This is a genomic window from Aneurinibacillus aneurinilyticus ATCC 12856 (assembly GCF_000466385.1).
Classification (GTDB): Bacteria; Bacillota; Bacilli; order Aneurinibacillales; family Aneurinibacillaceae; genus Aneurinibacillus; species Aneurinibacillus aneurinilyticus.
Map to the genome: position 1 here is coordinate 1 of NZ_KE952725.1, position 17,929 is coordinate 17,929.

13 protein-coding genes and 1 riboswitch are annotated in these 17,929 nt (G+C 43.0%); of the genes, 2 read left to right on the plus strand and 11 right to left on the minus strand.

What is annotated here, in order from left to right; all coding sequences use genetic code 11:
• Positions 1 to 6 precede the first annotated feature (6 nt).
• Complete coding sequence (locus HMPREF0083_RS06150) at positions 7 to 726, minus strand: FadR/GntR family transcriptional regulator (RefSeq protein ID WP_040301690.1); 720 nt, start codon at positions 724 to 726, stop codon at positions 7 to 9.
• A gap of 177 nt (positions 727 to 903) precedes the next feature.
• On the opposite strand from HMPREF0083_RS06150, the gene HMPREF0083_RS06155 reads away from it, so the two are divergent.
• The gene (locus HMPREF0083_RS06155) at positions 904 to 1,626 is read left to right on the plus strand and encodes an AAA family ATPase (protein ID WP_021620283.1); all 723 of its coding nucleotides are present in this window, start codon (positions 904 to 906) and stop codon (positions 1,624 to 1,626) included.
• 89 nt (positions 1,627 to 1,715) lie between these two features.
• Here the strand turns inward: HMPREF0083_RS06155 and HMPREF0083_RS06160 are convergent, their stop codons facing one another.
• The 7 genes from HMPREF0083_RS06160 to HMPREF0083_RS06195 form a co-directional block, all read right to left on the minus strand.
• A complete protein-coding gene (locus tag HMPREF0083_RS06160; RefSeq protein WP_021620284.1) occupies positions 1,716 to 2,327 on the minus strand; it encodes a DedA family protein in 612 nt (203 codons plus the stop codon).
• Positions 2,328 to 2,576: 249 nt separating this feature from the next.
• The gene (locus HMPREF0083_RS06165) at positions 2,577 to 2,756 is read right to left on the minus strand and encodes an aldolase/citrate lyase family protein (protein WP_021620285.1); all 180 of its coding nucleotides are present in this window, start codon (positions 2,754 to 2,756) and stop codon (positions 2,577 to 2,579) included.
• Positions 2,757 to 3,677, minus strand: a complete 921-nt coding sequence (locus HMPREF0083_RS06170; RefSeq protein WP_051354555.1) for an FG-GAP repeat domain-containing protein — start codon at positions 3,675 to 3,677, stop codon at positions 2,757 to 2,759.
• Positions 3,678 to 3,867: 190 nt separating this feature from the next.
• Complete coding sequence (locus HMPREF0083_RS06175; protein ID WP_021620287.1) at positions 3,868 to 5,601, minus strand: methyl-accepting chemotaxis protein; 1,734 nt, start codon at positions 5,599 to 5,601, stop codon at positions 3,868 to 3,870.
• 453 nt (positions 5,602 to 6,054) lie between these two features.
• Positions 6,055 to 6,255: a twin-arginine translocase TatA/TatE family subunit gene (locus tag HMPREF0083_RS06180; RefSeq protein ID WP_021620288.1), complete on the minus strand. Its 201-nt coding sequence runs from the start codon at positions 6,253 to 6,255 to the stop codon at positions 6,055 to 6,057.
• A gap of 18 nt (positions 6,256 to 6,273) precedes the next feature.
• Entirely contained in the window at positions 6,274 to 7,872 is a 1,599-nt protein-coding gene (locus HMPREF0083_RS06185) for a flavin monoamine oxidase family protein (protein ID WP_040301691.1), read from the minus strand.
• Between the two features lie 544 nt (positions 7,873 to 8,416).
• The gene (locus tag HMPREF0083_RS06195) at positions 8,417 to 9,559 is read right to left on the minus strand and encodes a glycerate kinase (RefSeq protein WP_040301693.1); all 1,143 of its coding nucleotides are present in this window, start codon (positions 9,557 to 9,559) and stop codon (positions 8,417 to 8,419) included.
• Positions 9,560 to 9,766: 207 nt separating this feature from the next.
• Between HMPREF0083_RS06195 and HMPREF0083_RS30105 the strand changes: the two genes are divergently transcribed.
• A complete protein-coding gene (locus tag HMPREF0083_RS30105) occupies positions 9,767 to 9,937 on the plus strand; it encodes a helix-turn-helix domain-containing protein (RefSeq protein ID WP_081696013.1) in 171 nt (56 codons plus the stop codon).
• A gap of 176 nt (positions 9,938 to 10,113) precedes the next feature.
• Here the strand turns inward: HMPREF0083_RS30105 and HMPREF0083_RS06205 are convergent, their stop codons facing one another.
• The 3 genes from HMPREF0083_RS06205 to HMPREF0083_RS06215 all read right to left on the minus strand — a co-directional run bounded on the left by HMPREF0083_RS06205 (position 10,114) and on the right by HMPREF0083_RS06215 (position 17,719).
• Positions 10,114 to 13,905 (minus strand): non-ribosomal peptide synthetase family protein, encoded by a 3,792-nt coding sequence (locus HMPREF0083_RS06205; RefSeq protein WP_021620294.1) that lies wholly within the window; start codon positions 13,903 to 13,905, stop codon positions 10,114 to 10,116.
• Between the two features lie 81 nt (positions 13,906 to 13,986).
• Positions 13,987 to 15,723 (minus strand): methyl-accepting chemotaxis protein, encoded by a 1,737-nt coding sequence (locus HMPREF0083_RS06210; RefSeq protein ID WP_040301694.1) that lies wholly within the window; start codon positions 15,721 to 15,723, stop codon positions 13,987 to 13,989.
• Positions 15,724 to 15,867: 144 nt separating this feature from the next.
• Positions 15,868 to 15,952: riboswitch (cyclic di-GMP riboswitch) on the minus strand.
• A 249-nt stretch (positions 15,953 to 16,201) separates the two neighbouring features.
• Positions 16,202 to 17,719: a class I adenylate-forming enzyme family protein gene (locus HMPREF0083_RS06215; RefSeq protein WP_040301696.1), complete on the minus strand. Its 1,518-nt coding sequence runs from the start codon at positions 17,717 to 17,719 to the stop codon at positions 16,202 to 16,204.
• Positions 17,720 to 17,929 lie beyond the last annotated feature (210 nt).

The following is a 17,929-nucleotide window of genomic DNA, read 5'->3' on the forward strand; positions in this document are numbered from 1 at the left end:
GCATTTTCATTCATTACAGGAATGCTCCTTATTGTCTTTTTCTAGCAGAACGTCCTGAGATAATTGAATGTGTGCACGAACAGCGCCTGCAGAAGCTTCCGGCTCCCCATCAATAATAGCGGTAACTAAATCACTATGGACTTTGTCATGCAGTTGCATGTCTTCGTGCAACTCCGAAAGAACGGTGTACTCTACTGTACTGCCGATGGAAACCTTTATGGCTTCGTTCATATGTTCATATAAATCAGCTAGAAAACGGTTATGCGTGGAATTCACGATAGCCTGGTGCAGCTTCATGTCCGCCTGAATATACGCTTCTACATCTTTCGCTGCGCTGCAGCTTGCCAAACATTCCCGCAAAGCCTCAATGTCCTCTGGTGTACGCCGTGCGGCAGCCAGGCGTGCCGCCTCCTGTTCAAGGGCATACCGTACTTCCAATGTTTCTACAATGGTGGAGCGCTGCAGTCGACGCAATAATGCGGCACCAAGCTCGCTCGATGAACATACGTATGTTCCGTCTCCTTGACGGGTTTCTAAAAGACCCGTGTGGACGAGCGCCCGCACAGCCTCCCGCACAGTATTTCGACTTACCCCAAGCTGATTTACGAGTTCTGGCTCCGCCGGAATTCGTTTTCCCACAGGCCATTCACCTGACTGAATAAGCTCATCCATTTGAGCAACAACCTGATCTACTAAAGTCAAACGAGTTGCTTGCCTCAGTTTCACGCATATACCTCCAAACATAGGATGATTGGTACATTGGATTATACTATAAAAAACAAAAGAGTTCAAATTCCACAAACACGTTACTGTTGAAAAATTCGTTGATTGGATACTATTCCCTAATTATAATTAGATCATACGTTCTTATTTTACTAGGAAACTAAATTCTGAGGTGATTCCATGTTTTTAAAAAAGGTAACACTTCTTCGAGAAAATATTGCATCCTACGAGCATTACCCTTTCTCCATACCGTCTATTAAAACCTTGCATGAACTTGATTTTCGAAGTAATGTACTGTTTTTTGTAGGGGAAAATGGTTCAGGAAAATCTACGTTGTTGGAAGCCATTGCAGATAAATGTGAATTTAATACTGCTGGTGGCGGGAGAAATAATCATTATGAAGTCCATGCCTCTGAATCTGCACTTGGTGAGTATATTAGGCTTTCATGGCTTCCAAAGATAACAAATGGTTTTTTTCTGCGGGCAGAATCTTTTTATCATTTCGCTTCCCATATTGATCAGGTAGACACCAAAGGATTTAAGGATTACGGAGGACGCTCCCTTCATAAGCAATCACATGGTGAGTCTTTTTTGTCTTTGTTTTTACATCGTTTTAAAGGAAAAGCGATATATTTATTAGATGAACCAGAGGCAGCCCTTTCTCCCGCAAAGCAATTGGCATTTTTAAAGGTCCTTCATGATTTAGTTTCAAAAGGCGATAGCCAGTTTATAATTGCTACTCACTCTCCAATTTTATTGGGCTATCCAAACGCGACCATACTGAGTTTTGATAATGGATGTATTGAAGAAATACAGTATGAAGCGACTGATCATTATCAAATTACAAAGTACTTCCTACAACACAGGGAAAAATTCCTTGCAGACCTGCTGATGAATGAATAGCGCAAAGTAAAATAAACCTATTCGTTCAATAAATGAATAGGTTTATCTACTACCTCGATTAAATTGCTTGTGCAGCTATAATTTGTCAGCTATTCACTTTTACAACGCTTCACTTTTCGCCTGTACTTTACATAAATAAAAATAAGAAGCAGCAAAATCAGAATAAAAACAAAAACATACACGCCGTAATGATGAATAGACCATGCCACCCTCTTCCATTCTTCACCCATCATTTTTCCCAGTGTAATAAAGGTAAAGCTCCATACTATCCCGCCGCTGTAAGCATATAAGCAGAACTTGCGTACTTCTAAGCAGGAGATGCCTGCCAAATAAGCAGTAAGGTGCCGGATTCCCGGAATAAAATATCCGATGAAAAGCAGAAAGGGGCCGAATTTTTCGAAGAGCTGGTGTGTACGTTCGATTTTCTTTTCCGTAATATGGATTTTAGGTCCAAACTTTCTCAAAAAAGGGATTCCTAACTTCATCCCTAGAAAATAGCTAAATGTAATTCCGATTATTGTTCCGGTACAAGCACTCAATAAAGCCAAAATATATAGCATCTTCCCTCGATATACGTTATAGCCCACAAACGTGAGCAAAACCTCATCTGGCAGAGGCAGACCAACAATGCCTCCCACGAGAGCTATTATAATTCCAAGATAACCATAGTGAACAAACAGGTCATGCAATTGCTGCTCCATATAGAGAATCTCCCCTTAGCCTCTTCATTGTACAAAAAACACCTGCCAATATAAAGTATGGACTACCCAATCGCATTCCAATCTACGTAACAATACACGTTGAATTACACCGTTTCTCCCTGACCGAAACACCTGCTCAAAAACAAAACACCTGCGTTCCTTGTATCGCACGCAGGTGTTCCATCGTCGCCTTATCTTTCATCAATTCGCTTGCCCCATCAACCCTAATCCTCTTATTTCTCCTACTATTTAATGTTCCTGCTGCAATCGCTCAAATCCTTTGAGCATATGTTCACCCATTGCCCTTGCATTTTCTACAGCTACTATCTCATCCAAATTGTGTACCGCTTGTTCCGTCTCAATCTGCACGATAGTTAACACACGATCGTTTTCATTTTGAATGAATGTATGTAAATCTAACAACTTCAATTATTTTTTAGGACTTTCCTCTTTTTTCTGGCTTTCAATCATAGACAAGGCTGCCCTTTTCACGTTTTCTAATTGACTATTCTCAGGATAATAGCTAGGTTTGATAGATAATGCTTTTTCGATAGACTTAACACCACTTTCAGGCTGACCAGCCTTTACTTGCGCATCAGCAAGATAGTACCAATAAAAGGCTGCATCTGGCATCTCCTTTACCTTCTGTTCATAATATAAAACTACTTTTTTAAAGTAATGCGGATAGGCTTCTGGTGCTGGTGCAAGCTTCGTACCATCCCATGCCAAAACATCCACCTCAAAAGCTTCGCCTGTATCATGCTTCCATAATGCAATTGCCACCCTATCGTCCTGTTTTTTGTTTGGCCCCGACACCGCTCCAAGTTCTATTTTGCTGTAATAATCACTTGCTATTTTTTTTAACTGGTTATCTTTCCATGTGAATATATCCAAGCCGCATGTCGTACTGCCAAGCCGCCAGCCAATGAGAATGTCATCTTTTCCATCATTCGTGATATCGGCAAACTTAAAAAAATCCGCAGTATACCCTTCCGCACGGTAATCCAACAGCTTGCTCCACCCTTCGCCTTCCTCTTCCTGTAAAACGATGAGCCGATGCTGCTCTTCATCCCCTTTTACCTTATACAAGGCGATGATTTCGGCTTTTCCATCTCCATTAATATCCTTGAGCTGTATCCCTCTTTGCTCCTGAGCATTTTTCGGATTAATAATTTCCGCATTCGGCGGTAGAAATTCACTCACAACATGGAAAGCTTTTTCATCCTTTGGCGTAGAAGCATAGGCAAATACAGGCGGCTTAATCATATCTCCCGGCGGCAAAAAAAGACTGCACCCTGTTACTGTTATACTGGCCATACATAGTATTGAAATTCCTTTTTTAACAAACATCCTGGTTCCTCCATTTATCAATATCATACGTATAGCATACGGCTTCGTATCAAAAAAGGGGTTATCAAATGCTTACAAATCAGTAATAAACCATCTTAAAATCGTTACGAAATTGTTACATGCACAACTACACAAAGAAAACCGACTATAACTAGCGATAGTCGGTTTTTTGTTAATAAACGTTTTATTTTCATAGAACAAACTTATTCACTTCTGTTTTCAGCTTTTCTGAAAGTAGCTTCATCTCGTTTGAATTTGATGCTATCTCTTCCACGGCACGTGTCTGTTCCTGGGCGGAAGCGGCCACTTCTTCGGAAGCTGCAGCAGATTGCTCAGTAATACTCGAAATCTCTTGAATAGAAGACAGAACCTCTTCGATATTCTTACTGATTTCAAGTAAATTGTTCTTTGTTTCTTTAGATTCTGCCTCTGTTTGACTTACTTTCTTTAAGATGTCCTCCAAGGCTCTTCCCCCTTGACGGATGATTGCAACCTGATTCTCAACGGATTCTTTGTTACTCTCCATTATCCGAATCGTATCCAATGTCTCCCCCTGAATATCTTTAATTAATCCTGTAATCCGTCCCGCTGCCTTATTCGATTCTTCTGCCAGCTTTCTTACCTCATCCGCTACTACAGCAAACCCCTTTCCATGTTCCCCGGCTCTAGCTGCTTCAATAGCTGCATTTAAAGCTAAGAGATTTGTTTGATTGGAAAGTGATGTAATTACATTAATAATATCTCCAATCTCCTCTGAACGTGTGCCTAATGTTTGAATGGAATGCGTTGCACGAGAAGTTTCTTGCATAATTACATCCAAATGCTCGATTGATTCATGAATGGCTTTATTTCCTCCTACCGATAATGCCACAGCTTCTACAGCATTTTGAACATTTCTATCCGCCTGTTCACGCCCCAGCATAATATGCTGGTTTGCCTGCTGTATCATATTCAGGATACTACTTATCTGATCGGCTTGTCTTGTATTGCCGATAGCTACTTCGTTAATCGTATGGGAAACCTGCATCGATATTTCACCGGCTTGACTAGAAGAATGTAACACATTGTCTGATGCTGAGGCTACATGCCCAACTGCTGTATAAACCTGTCGAAGCAAATGAGAAATATTTTGTTCCATTACATCAAACGAACGGGAAAGATGCCCAATCTCGTCCTTACTTTGAACAGAAAGGGACGCCTGTTCAGCATCTACTGTAAAATCCCCCTTGGCAATCTTTTCAGCTCGTCTACTAATTAATTGTAATGGATGTAAACTTTTTCTAAGAACAAGAATAACAAGAAAACCCGTACACAATAAAAGTACAACACTGCTTATCAAAAGTGTAGACAGGTTAGAAAAAACCACCTCTTTTACAACAGAGTTTACGAATTGTGCCTTCATATCAACATCCACTGCGCCAATAATTTCCCCCTGACTATTTTTTAGCGGAGCGACAGCCGATGCAAAATCCCCATACTTTTCATTATGAATGATGTCTGTATAATTGGTTTTTCCCTGAAGCACAGGTTGGAATACTTTAGGCTCTGATAATGATTTTTCACCGATTGGACTAGCGTCCTTTGAACCTTTTGGCTGTCCATCAATCATAATGGTACCGCCTTCATTATCCACCTTTATAATCGTAATATAAAGAGCATCCGTTTTCTTTCTAATGTCATTTAATTGATTACGTAGCTCCCAATATTCTTTTCCCTCTATCGGATTTTGCAAGAATTTTTCATAGGTAGCAACATCAATGCTCTGTGCTACGTTTAAAGCGGTTTGGACACCCACGTTTCCTATCGATTCTTTTACTGCCTGCTGCGTACTTTTGTAGTTCAAAAACGCAGTCGTCATTAAAATAAGAATTACAATAATAATGAATAGTGATAAAAGCTTGTTTCTTATTCCCATTGTTTTCATATATGCGCTCCTCTTTCTTTTATAGTGCTTAACGAATACTTTATCGGTATTTCTTCATAGAAGTTAAGTAATTAAAATTGTTATTTTTATAAATCTTCTAATCAAATTATCCTAGCAATATTTGTACCAAAAAAACACGCAGTTTTTAGTACTATAAGACATATACATAAAGAATTAATAAATAGTTAAATAAGGTAAGAATATTATTTAATCATGAATCATCTATGAATTTTTACATATATATTTTTAGCTTGTAGCCTAACAACGCAAAAAACCGGCAAAATATATAAGTTTTCCCTATCGGAAGACCCAGATATTTTACCGGTTCAAATTTTATGATAGTTGAACGAATGTCTGCTTCCTAAGCTTAAAGACAGGGGTCTTACTGCCCGTCAAATGCGGGATAAAATCAAGCGATACCTCACAAAAGCACTACAGGTGTCTTGTGTACCCTTATTTGCTTCCCTTCAGAAGTTTAGTTTTTTGATCATGATCATGCTCATCATCTGACGCCAACTCACGAGTCGACTTTTTGAACTCTTTCAGCGTTTGCCCGAAAGCCCGTCCAATCTCCGGCAATTTCTTAGGACCAAAAACAATCAGCGCGATAATAATAATTAAGATGAGGCCGGCCGGACCAATGTTGCTCAACATATACTATCCCTCCCCCGTTTATACTATAACTTTTGCTTTTAGCTTCTTTATGAGCGCCTTTGCCGCAAGCTCTGCGCTATCTACCGCACCGTTTAAATACCCCTGAGAATCCAGAGATGTATGCTCACCTACGAAATAACATTGTCCCTCCGCTTCACGTTCGATCCCTGCGAATTTAGTGTATTGACCTACTTTATAATATGAATAAGAGCCGTTCGTCCATTTGTACCCTGTCCAGTAATCCAGCGTCGCTATGCCATTCCAGTTGGCAGAAATACCCGGCAAAACCGGTTCGAACTGACGCAGAAATTCTTTTGCGTGGCTCTGGGCCGTCCCTCTATTAAAGCTCGCTCCGATATCACCTCCTGTGAAATTCACCAGAATGCCTGATTTTCCAGGCTGAGACCGTGACACCTCCCATGTTTGCTGATATCCTGTATCCGCAAATGTGGCACCGTTGCAGTTCAGCTTTTCCCAAATCCGTTCATTGAATTGAAGTGCTAACTTCGTATTCGTCCCCATACCAATTTCAGCAATCGCTGTCTCTTTTAACGGCCTGAAGCCAGCCCGGCTATAATCAATCATGCGCAAAACAGAGAACGGTAAAGCAAGAATAACGATATCTGCCGTCACTTCTTGCGGACCGGAACCGGTAAAGGACAGGCGATACGAGTCGTCTGTATTCTTGCGGATGGCAACAAGCGGGGAAGAAGTTTGTATTTGGTTTTCCAGCGCTTTTGCCAGTCGTGTCGCTATTTGATCGTTCCCACCACGTATGTGATACATTTCATCTGAGGGACCATACAGGTCAAATCTATGTTTATCGGAATAGCCAAGCAGGTACAGCAGGCTTAGGGCGCTTTGCTCGCTTGACTCGCCTCCCATCATCGTATTGTACGCAACGTCCAGCAGCTTCCCGAATTGCGAATTCATCCCACCTGGTACGCTCTCATTAATCCAATCAATAATCGATATGTGATCCAACTCCCAGCCTCGCGGCGTATATTGATTATATTGTGTAGGATAGTCGACAGCTGTCACGTCGGCTTGCAGCTTATCCCATATGTGATGAAATGTTTGTGTAGCCTCTTTAAACGTATAAGGCTTCCCGTCAAAATAATATAAAGGCTCTGATCCTTTCTTTTCCGCCTCGATTACATTATCCAACTGCAAACCCAATTCTTTGGCGAGGTTAATAATCGCATCATGATTAGAATCAAGCAATTCACCGCCGTGTTCGGCAATTTGTCCATCAGCAAACTTGTTTCGAATGCTCCAGCAGCGACCCCCAATCCGATTCGAAGCTTCGTAAATCTTCGCTGAAAAACCGGCTTGCCGTAAACGATACGCGCACGTAAGGCCAGCAAGTCCTGCACCGACAATCGCAATGCGTGGTGCTGTTTCCGCATGGACCAGGCGGGTTCCCATATTCCAAATCGCGGACGGAACCGCCAGAGTGGCAGCCGTTAGAACAGCACCTTTTAGAAATTCCCGTCGCGAAAGATTCCTCTCCGCCCGCTCTTCCATCACTTGTTCCACTGTTGTGTTTCTTGATGTGGCTTCTCTGACAATAGAGGCAGATGCTTTCAATTGGCGAAATAAAGAAGTACGTGACATGTTTCCTAACCCCTTTTTAATTTAAGAATTTTTTTAATTTTTACACTATAATTCTTTAGCAATAATGACGCCAAAAAAAGAAGCCGAGATATCCCGACTTCTGCTTTATAACTATGTAAGTATATAAGTTACACTTGATAGTTTGACATGACAGCACGGTTGGAAGGAGGAGATTCGAACAAAGAAGAGGTTGAATGCGCCATGCGCTCTGGCAGAAGAAAGGCCAGTGTGTCTTTTTCTGACTGCTCCCGCCCTTCCGTCTTTTCTTACCTCCTACCACAAAAGTTTGTCGATTTATCAAACCAAATGTATATAGTTCGCAACAATTAGAAAAATAAAGCAACCATTACTACACTGTAATACGATTTCCAAGCGATATCATATTATCTTTTCTCACCTTCTCAAAAACTAGTAAGCTTTCGCAAAAATAAAAAATGCCCTCACAAAATTCTCGCTTCATCAAATAAAGCTTATCCTTGTAAATTTCGTGTTTCGGCCAGAACCGCACTATATACTTTATGGAAAACATAGCCTCCTTCTATTTTTAACGATAGTTGCGTGATGCCAGATAGGTGCGAAGCACTTGTTCTGCAGTAAATGTCAACAATTCGGCTGCCCTCTCCATCGCCGCCTGCAATGTCATCGGTGCATTGATGATGCTATGAATACTATGAATCCCTTGTTTATACAGCACATCAATACCAGAACCGACCGAGCCAGCCAAAGCAAAAACAGGGATACCAAACTTCCGCGCTTCCTGCGCTACACCCATCGGGGTTTTTCCCAAGGCAGTCTGAAAATCAATCTGACCTTCTCCGGTAAAGACGAGAGCGGCTCCTTTCATTTTTTCTTTTAGTTTCGTATACTCAATCACAATATCAATTCCCCGCTTCGTTAGGCCAGGAAAGAAAGCCTGGAACGCGCCACCAATGCCACCTGCTGCTCCTGCACCAGGTCTTTCATGAAGTCGGATTCCTGTTTTAGACTCAATCATATCTGCCCAATGAGCTAAATGACGATCTAGCATCTCTACCATTTCCGGTGTTGCTCCTTTTTGCGGTCCGAATACATAAGAAGCGCCATGCGGACCAATGAGCGGATTTTGTACATCCGTTGCAATAAGGAATTCAGCCTGGGCAATCCGCGAATCAAAATCTTCTGTATCAATAGCCGTAACCCTTCTTAGTTCTCCTCCGCCAAAGCCGATTTCAGCTCCCATATCGTTCAGCAGCTTCATCCCGAGAGCCTGAAGCATCCCGCTTCCCCCATCATTGGTAGCACTTCCGCCAATCGCTAAAATAAACCTGCGGCATCCGGCATCCAGAGCTTTCTTGATAAGCTCGCCCGTTCCATAGGTCGTCGTAATAAGCGGATTTCTTTGCTCCGTTGTAACAAGGTATAGCCCCGATGCACTGGCCATTTCGATGACACACGTTTCCCGGTCACCAAGGATGCCATAGGCAGCCTGTACCGGTGTGTGCAGGGGGCCTGTTACAGTATGCTCGATTATATGTCCGCCGGTCGCAGCGACAAGACTGTCCATCGTTCCTTCTCCGCCGTCTGCAACCGGGACCAAAACTGTATCTGATTCCGGCAATACTTTTTTAATCCCGCGTTCTATCGCCACGGCTGCTTCCCAGGCAGAAATACTGCCTTTAAAAGAATCCGGGGCAATCACAATTTTCATATGTACACACCTTTCTAAAGCGCTTTCAATACTTGTATTTATTATAATAAAGGATTTCATTTGGAGAAGCGAGGCTGGCTCTGTTATTAGAGGGAAAGGGACAAGTATGTATCAGGTATGCAGAAGTTGAAACGAAGTCTTTTGTCCATCAGATTGCTGAACAAACGAAGCAGGAATATGCATATCGTGTGTTTACTTCCGTATCTGATGGAATGCTACTTACATATCAGGCAGGCTGCGGAAAAACTATATATTCACCGCAATACATTAATTTATCGGCTAAAAAAAATTAAACAGGATACAGGATATGACCCGCAGATATCCCAGGATGCCGTTTCCTTGCGGCTAGCTGTCTGGATTTATCGCACTTTACGGTAATTTTCATATAAAAACAGGGAAAATGCCTACATGTGCGCCTTTTCCCTGTTTACTCAAAACGTAAAATTTTTCTCTTTCCGAAATTACAGCTTGATACCGTCAACTAGCCGAACGTATGGGTGCATAAGCATTACTTACAAGCCCACTGCTTTAGCTTTGGATAGTTGACTTCCATATCACTCTCTTGCTAACACATATTCTTTTGCACGCGGGAAGTAACCAACTTCTACCGCATGCGCCACCAATGCCTGAAGTAAGTCATGGTCAGGCTTAGGACAATAAATGCCTTCCTTTGCAAGAATCTCCTGAGCATTTGTGCATATATATCGGTATTCTGAATCGCGGGCACCATCGCCTTCAAGCTGTGCCATGGCCAGCTCCAATGCTTCCGCCTTTTCTTTTATACCGTTAAGTCTGAACAATGACTCTGTGTATTCTGTAGGCTCCAGTAACGCAACCTCATAGCCGATGGCATGCAATTCATTAATAAAGTCTGTATAGTGTATCTGTTCAGGATTGCAGATATGGAAGGTTCTCCCCTCCATTGCCGGTTGAGCGGCAAGATTTACAATCGCCTGACTTGCATAATCAACCGGCGTTAAGTCGACATACCAATCGGCAGTAGGAGCAATGCGAAGTAGCAACATCGCCTTCATCATTCGATAGAACGCGTTACTCTCAATATTGCGCTGGAATTTTCCGGTCTTTGCGCGTCCAACCAAATTGCCTACACGATGGATTGTAGCGGGAATTCCCTCTTTCATCGCCGTACGTATAACATTCTCTGCACGAAGCTTACTGTTTGAATATTCATTTTCCAGTACCGTATCATATGAAAAATCACCATGCTGGACAAAATAATCCCATTGTCCGCTTGCCGCCAGATCTTCAGGAACACTCACGGTTGAAATATGATGAAAATGCGCACCCTGCTTACCACGAATCATATCTAGTAAAAGCGATGTTCCTCTCACATTTATCTTCTCAAAATGTTCTGCATCTCCGAAGTGGCGTACATCGGCTGCACAATGAATGACCGTATCAATTTTATCCGCCAATTCAGAGCGCATATCCGGCATCAGACTAAGATTTGGCTCCCCCAAATCTCCCTCAACAGCAATCATTCGCTTCTCAAATACAGATAAATCCACATCAGGAAAATAGAAGCTCAGTGTATCCATAAGGCGCTGTTCAGGTGAATGTTTATCTGAACCTCGTGTAAGGCAATAGACGATAGCTTCTGTTCGTTGCAAAAGCTCGTGCACGATATGCGCTCCAAGATAACCGGTTCCTCCGGTAACCAGAACATGCTCCATCGCTTTTCGGTGCTCAACCCTTGCCCCCTTAAGGGCCGGCGGTTCAATTAAATCTTTATATCCATGTTTTCTGTCAGCCAAGGACCGCACAGGCTTCATTTCCTTTTCTGCTGCTTGTTCTACATATTCCGCCAATGCAGCAATTGTACGATAGCGGAAGAAGTCCTGTATTTTCAAGGAAGGAAAATGCGGTTTTAGCAATACGAGAATGCTAATGATTTTCAAAGAATGTCCGCCAATGTCAAAGAAATCATCGTTAACCCCTATTTCACCAATCCCAAGAACTTGCTCCCACGCTTCTGCCATTCGCTTTTCCGTCTCGCTCTGCGGTGCTTCGCCGCTGTCTCTTCCAAGCGAAATTTTATCTTCCCGTGCAGCCAGAAGCTTGCGGTCAATTTTGCCTGTCGGGGAAACCGGCATATTTTCTAAATAGATGAATTGCTCAGGAATCATGTATGCAGGCAAGGATTGGGCAAGAAATTTCCGGATATTTCCCTCGTCCAGCGGATACGCGCTGCATGCGCTGTAATAGGCTACTAGACGCTTATTTCCGTCATCCGCCGTCTTCGCGACAACAGCCACATGTTCAACATCCTGCTGCTTGGCAAAAGCGTCCTCAATCTCGTCCATCTCAATGCGATGTCCCCGGATTTTCACCTGGTTATCTTTACGTCCTACATACTCGATATTGCCATCAGCAAGCAGACGTACAATATCCCCCGATTTGTACAGCCGTGCTCCCGGCGCATCCGAGAATAGGTGTGGTATAAAGGCTTCTGCCGTCTTGTCCGGCTTGTTCAGGTATTCTTTGGCTAGTCCCGCTCCTCCAATATACAATTCGCCAGGCACATGAATTGGGCAAAGTTTTCCATTTGGATCGATAATATACGTTTCATAATTATCATATGGCTTTCCAATCGGAATATAAACCTGCTCCGAAGGAACCTCTTTTTCAACGAGATATATTGTCGTACCTACCGTGCATTCGGTCGGTCCATATGCATTGAAAATGTTAATATCAAGCCCGAACCGTTTTTGCCATAGGCGCACTGTTTCACCTGTCAACGCTTCTCCTGCTACAATGATTCGTTTTATGGTCCGCAATTTACGAATGCTGTTGTCCTCAAGATACGCCGCGATTTGTTTAAAGAAAGCGGTCGGCAGGGCCAAAGCGCCCGTCGCCTTCACTCTTTCGGCAGCATTAGCAAATTCTTCGATTGCCACACGCTCCATATTGGACAACAGGTGCAAACGCGCTCCCCAGAACAAAGCGGAGAACGTCTCGGCAATGGAGGCATCAAAGCTATACGAAGCGAATTGCAGAAAAACGTCATCCGGCATACACTCATACGGCTTTCGCAAATAGACGAGCAAATTTACTGCACTTTGGTGAACAATAACCGTTCCTTTTGGACGACCGGTAGAACCGGACGTATAAATCATATACGCAGGGTCTGTTGCCTTCGGATAGGCAGCAACGTTCTCATCAGAATACTGTACCAATTGCGTATCATCGAGACAAAGTACTTGAGCTTCATGCTGGCAGGAATGTGTGCTTTTATCAAGCGTGCCCATAAACTCTGCTTTCGTTACGATAAAAGTAGCACGGCTATCCTCAATCATATACTCGATACGCGATCCGGGATATTCCGGATCGATCGGTACATAGACACCCCCGGCTTTCATAATCCCCAAAAGACCAACCACGGTTTCTATGCTCCGCTCCATAAACAGGGCAACAAAATCACCTTGTTTTAAGCCGTGGGCACGCAGCATACGGGCAACCTGATTGGATTTGCCGTTTAGCTCTTCATACGTGAGCTGCCCTTTGTCTGACGAAAGGGCAATATGGGAAGAAAATTGCCTGGCAGCTTCCACAAACATGGAGGAAAGTGTTTTATCGAATGGAAAATTCTCTTTTGTATCGTTTAGCTTTCGGTACAGCTTGCATTCCTCTTCGCTTAATATATCAATCTCGCGAAAATGTGCGGAAGGCTGCAGCGTCACAGCCTCAAGAATATTCTCGTATTGCTCAATGAAACGATGAATGGATGCCCTTGTGAATACCTTGTTATTGAAAGTCGTTTCTATTTGATGACGGGTATGCATATCTACATTCCATACGATAGGTGCTGGCAGCTCTTCGTATGTTGTCTCACCCATGACAAAAATCGCGGGATAAACGATGCCCGCATTCTCTTCATTTTCTTCTGTTCTGTTATCCCTATAAGTACGAAACTCCGACCGGTGCTCTATCGCTTCTGACAATCGTGCTTTTACTTGTGTGGTTAAGCACTCGAAACTCTCTATTCCTGTAAGGGAAATACGGATTGGCAACGTAAGCTCATCTTTGTCTCCCTCTCCGGAAAAAAGCTGTACACCCACAATGATATCTTCCTCATGTGTAAGGCGATACAGCCAAACGAAATAGGCGGATAACATAAAAGCTTCTATTGAAACACCCTTATCTTTGCATACGTTCCGTACTTTTTGCGCCCATGAGCCTCGTATAGAAACGCTCACTGCTTCTTTCTCAAAACCACGGACAGAAGATCGCGGAAAATCAGACGGGATTCCGACTACAGGCAAAGGTCCGATTAGCCTGTCAAACCAGTACCGTTCCATGCTCCCTTCGTTTTCACGCACTTTCATCACTCCATCACCTTTTTCTTATTTTCATGTCTCTAACGTTGCTGTATGGATACTAATCATCGATTCGTCGTTTTTTAGAAGCTATATATTGAAGCGTTTAATCGTCTTCCTGAGTTCGTTAACGAGTGCATCAAGAGACTCGGCTTCTTTGGCAACTTCCTGCATGGATGCCAACTGTCTTATAGATGAAGACGAAACAGCAGATGTATTCTCGGCGGATTCCTGGGCGATTTCGGCCATGGATTCTATAGACGCCGTTACCTGCTGGGAACTGGCAGCCATCTCCTCGGATGCAGCGGATACCTCCTGAATTTGTGTAGTAATTCCCCGAATGGCTTCAAGAATATGCTCAAAGGCCATACCAGCTTTTTGAACGATTTCCATTCCTACCTTTACTTCTTCAACCATATGATTCATCGAAATGATGGAATTTGACGTTCCGCTCTGAATTTCTTGCACCAGATTTGCAATTTGCTGAGCCGATTGTGTGGATTGTTCGGCCAGCTTCCTGACCTCGTCTGCTACCACAGCAAATCCTTTTCCGTGTTCGCCGGCACGCGCAGCTTCGATGGCAGCATTAAGCGCAAGCAAATTCGTTTGGGAGGAAATCTGGGTAATCATCTCAACAATTTTGCTAATTTCCTGAGAATGACCGCCCAGTGATTTTACATCTGAAGCCGACTGATCCACGTAATGGCTAATTGTTTTCATTTGCTCAATGACCTTCAAGGTAATCGCATTTCCTTCTGCCGCTTCCTCAGCCATTGTTATCGAGGCTTCGGAAATGCTGCCTGATGCCGCTGCAATATGCTGAATCCCCGACGAAAGCTCATGCGTCGCCTGTGAACTCGACTCCGCGCTTCCTACCTGCATTTCTGTTCCGCTCGCAATTTCCTGAATCGCAGCAGATATCTGCTGATTCTCTTGAACAGTATCTTTAATTTCTGATGACAGGCGTACTGACAACTCGGAAATGCGGGAAGACACACCTGCTACATTATGAATAATGTCGCGCAGATTAGAAACCATTAGCTGGAAGCTATTGCCCAACGCTCCGATTTCATCCCGGCTTTTCAACTCTATTACCTCGATGTCTAGATCACCTTCAGATATTTTACGTGCCTTTTCTGAAAGATAGTTAATAGGTGCAATCATACGTTTAATAATGAAATAAGTAAGCAATCCGCAAATAATCACAAAAAGTAATGTGATATACAGGATAGTGCTTGCTTCATTCCAAGCTTTTTGTGTTACTTGGGATACATCGTAATCAACAACATAAAGGGCTATTACGTTATTGTTTTCATCTATGATAGGTGCCATGCCGGTTTTATATTGGCCATACCCGTCTCCATATACATGTGTCGCCTGGATTTTTTTCTGTTCAAACGACAGCTTCATCAAGGTGAGCAGCTCCTGTGAAATCCCTGCTTCTCCCATGTTCTGATTGTATGGTACATCTAAATTTCGCAAACTTGTACTCATTGAAACGTTGTAAAACTGACCGTTCTTATATGAGATTAAATACAGATTATCAATAATCTCTGAATGTCTCATGATCTGATCCATTTCTTTGGTCGCCTGCAATACATCAGGGTTTTTATCATTCGGCTGGTTCACAATCGAACGAACCTGTTCGATATTAGCTTCTTCTGCCAGAATGGCTGCAGTATCATTCAATTGCTTGCTCATGCTGTTCAAATTACTGTTCTTAATCATCAAATAAGTTGCAACACTGCTTAAAACCCCAAAAGCAAGCAGTATGACAAGTGAAGTAATAATAATCTTCGCACTTGCCGAGTTTCTAATCCTCTTCACGAATACCCCTCCTGGTGCATATGGTGCTATTTCCAAATCTTTAATTGAAAATCGACTAAATAATTATGAATCCAGGCTTTCACTCCCCAACAAAAAAACAATCCCTGTATATCAGCACACAAAGCAACCAGGAATTGTTTCCATACATGCAACTTGGCAGCCATAGTAAAAAAACCGTAGGCCCATAGCTTTGCGTCCCTCCCTTTCGGAAGGTTTGCCAATATAATATATATGATTAAGTTACCAGGAAAACTTTACATCTCTTACATAAATATTTCAATAGATAGAAACATAAATAGTTCATTTTTACCACAAGCACTTATGCAAATAACAAAAATAGAGGTACGCAGGATTGCGTACCTCCATCAGTCAAAAATGCGAACGTGATTGACTAAAAATCCCGTCTTACATTAATATATCTGCAAACAAGATCTCAAATAGCAGACTGCGTTCCTATCGTCAAGCCATACCGTTTATATTATGTGCCTTCCTGCCCTCGCAACACTGTTTTCAATACTTTTCCGCTTGCATTACGCGGCAAGGCATCGAGGAATTCCACATGGAATGGCACTTTGTACTTGGCCAGCCGTTCTTCACAAAACGCGATGACTTCTTCTTCTGTCAATGCGTTTCCATCTTTTATGACAACGCATGCTTTCGGCACCTCACCATATACTTCATGCGGCATACCGATAACCGCCGCTTCAAGCACAATCGGAATCTCAAATAGTACTTCCTCCACCTCGATCGGATAAATGTTTTCGCCGCCACGAATAATCATATCTTTCTTTCGATCTACAATATAGAGAAATCCTTCGTCATCCATACGCCCCAAATCTCCGCTTAACATCCAGCCGTCTCGCATAGCAAACGCGGTCGCCTCTGGATTGTTGAGGTACCCTTTCATGACATGAGGACCTTTGACGACAATTTCCCCAACTTCGCCAATCGGAACCTCAAAACCTTCGTCGTCAACAATGCGCACCTGGCATCCTGGAAGCGGCTGGCCAACTGAACCGATTTTACTTAACGCATACGGGTCTTTTAACGTAGTAGCGCCCGGTGCATTCTCGGTTTGTCCGTATAAATTTTGTACCTTTACCTGCGGAAAAATTTGCTTTACTTTCTTAATTAATTCATATGGCATAGGTGCCGCCCCGTATGTCAGCATGCGGAGGTGCGGAACATGAATCGTATGCAGATCAGGCTGGTTCAACAGCAGCGTATACATAGCCGGTACGCCGAAAAACACCGTAATATCATAGTGCTGTATCGCTTCCATCGCCTGCTTTGGGCTAAATCCTTTTTCGATAACAAGCGTGCCTCCCGCCTGTATAGTCGGCAGCATAAATACATGGGCAGCGGCACAATGGAACAGCGGAGCGACAATGAGAACCCGTTCTGACTTCTCCAGTTCCATCGCTTCTTTCCACATTTTAGCGATAGCTTTGCAATTATTATGGGAAAGCATGACCCCTTTCGGTTTTCCGGTCGTTCCCGATGTATAAAAAATAACAGCGGTATCATTATCATGGAAAGATGTGACGGCCAATTCATCGCTTTCATGAATAGCCTGGCGAATAGGTATACCGCGCAGCGTTTCAGGACCTTCCACATAAATAAATTGTTGGATAAGAGGGATAGAGGGTAGCAACTCTTCTACTGTTTCACCGAATTCCGGTCCATAGACAAGCAACTTCGCCCCGGAATGGTTAAGGATGTATTCGATTTCTCTAGGCACAAGTCGGGTATTGATGGGCAGTACGCTTACGCCAGCCGCCTGGCAGGCAAAATAGCAAGTAACGAACATATCGGAATTGCCAAGCAGTAATGCGACTACGTCTCCTTGATTCAACCCTTTGCTTCGAAAATAGCCTCCCAATCGGCGTGCCATCTGTGTTAATTGAAGATAGCTTGTTTCTTGTCCCTCATGAATGGTAACCGCTTTCTCCGGTTGGTGTTCCACATGCTGAAGCAAAATATCGAACATCGACATGCCTAGTTTCCTCCCTCCATTTATTCAAAAACTCCTCTTTTCTATATTATCTTAATTTTTAATCTTTTAATATACTCCTTCCTTTATGTTTTATGTAAGTACAACAGCAAAAAACCACCATGCAAGGCAACGGGCGGTAAACGCTTCTGCAGTTTCATAATGATCGTTCCAGGATTTCAACCATATCAAGTGTTTGGACTTTTTCTTCCA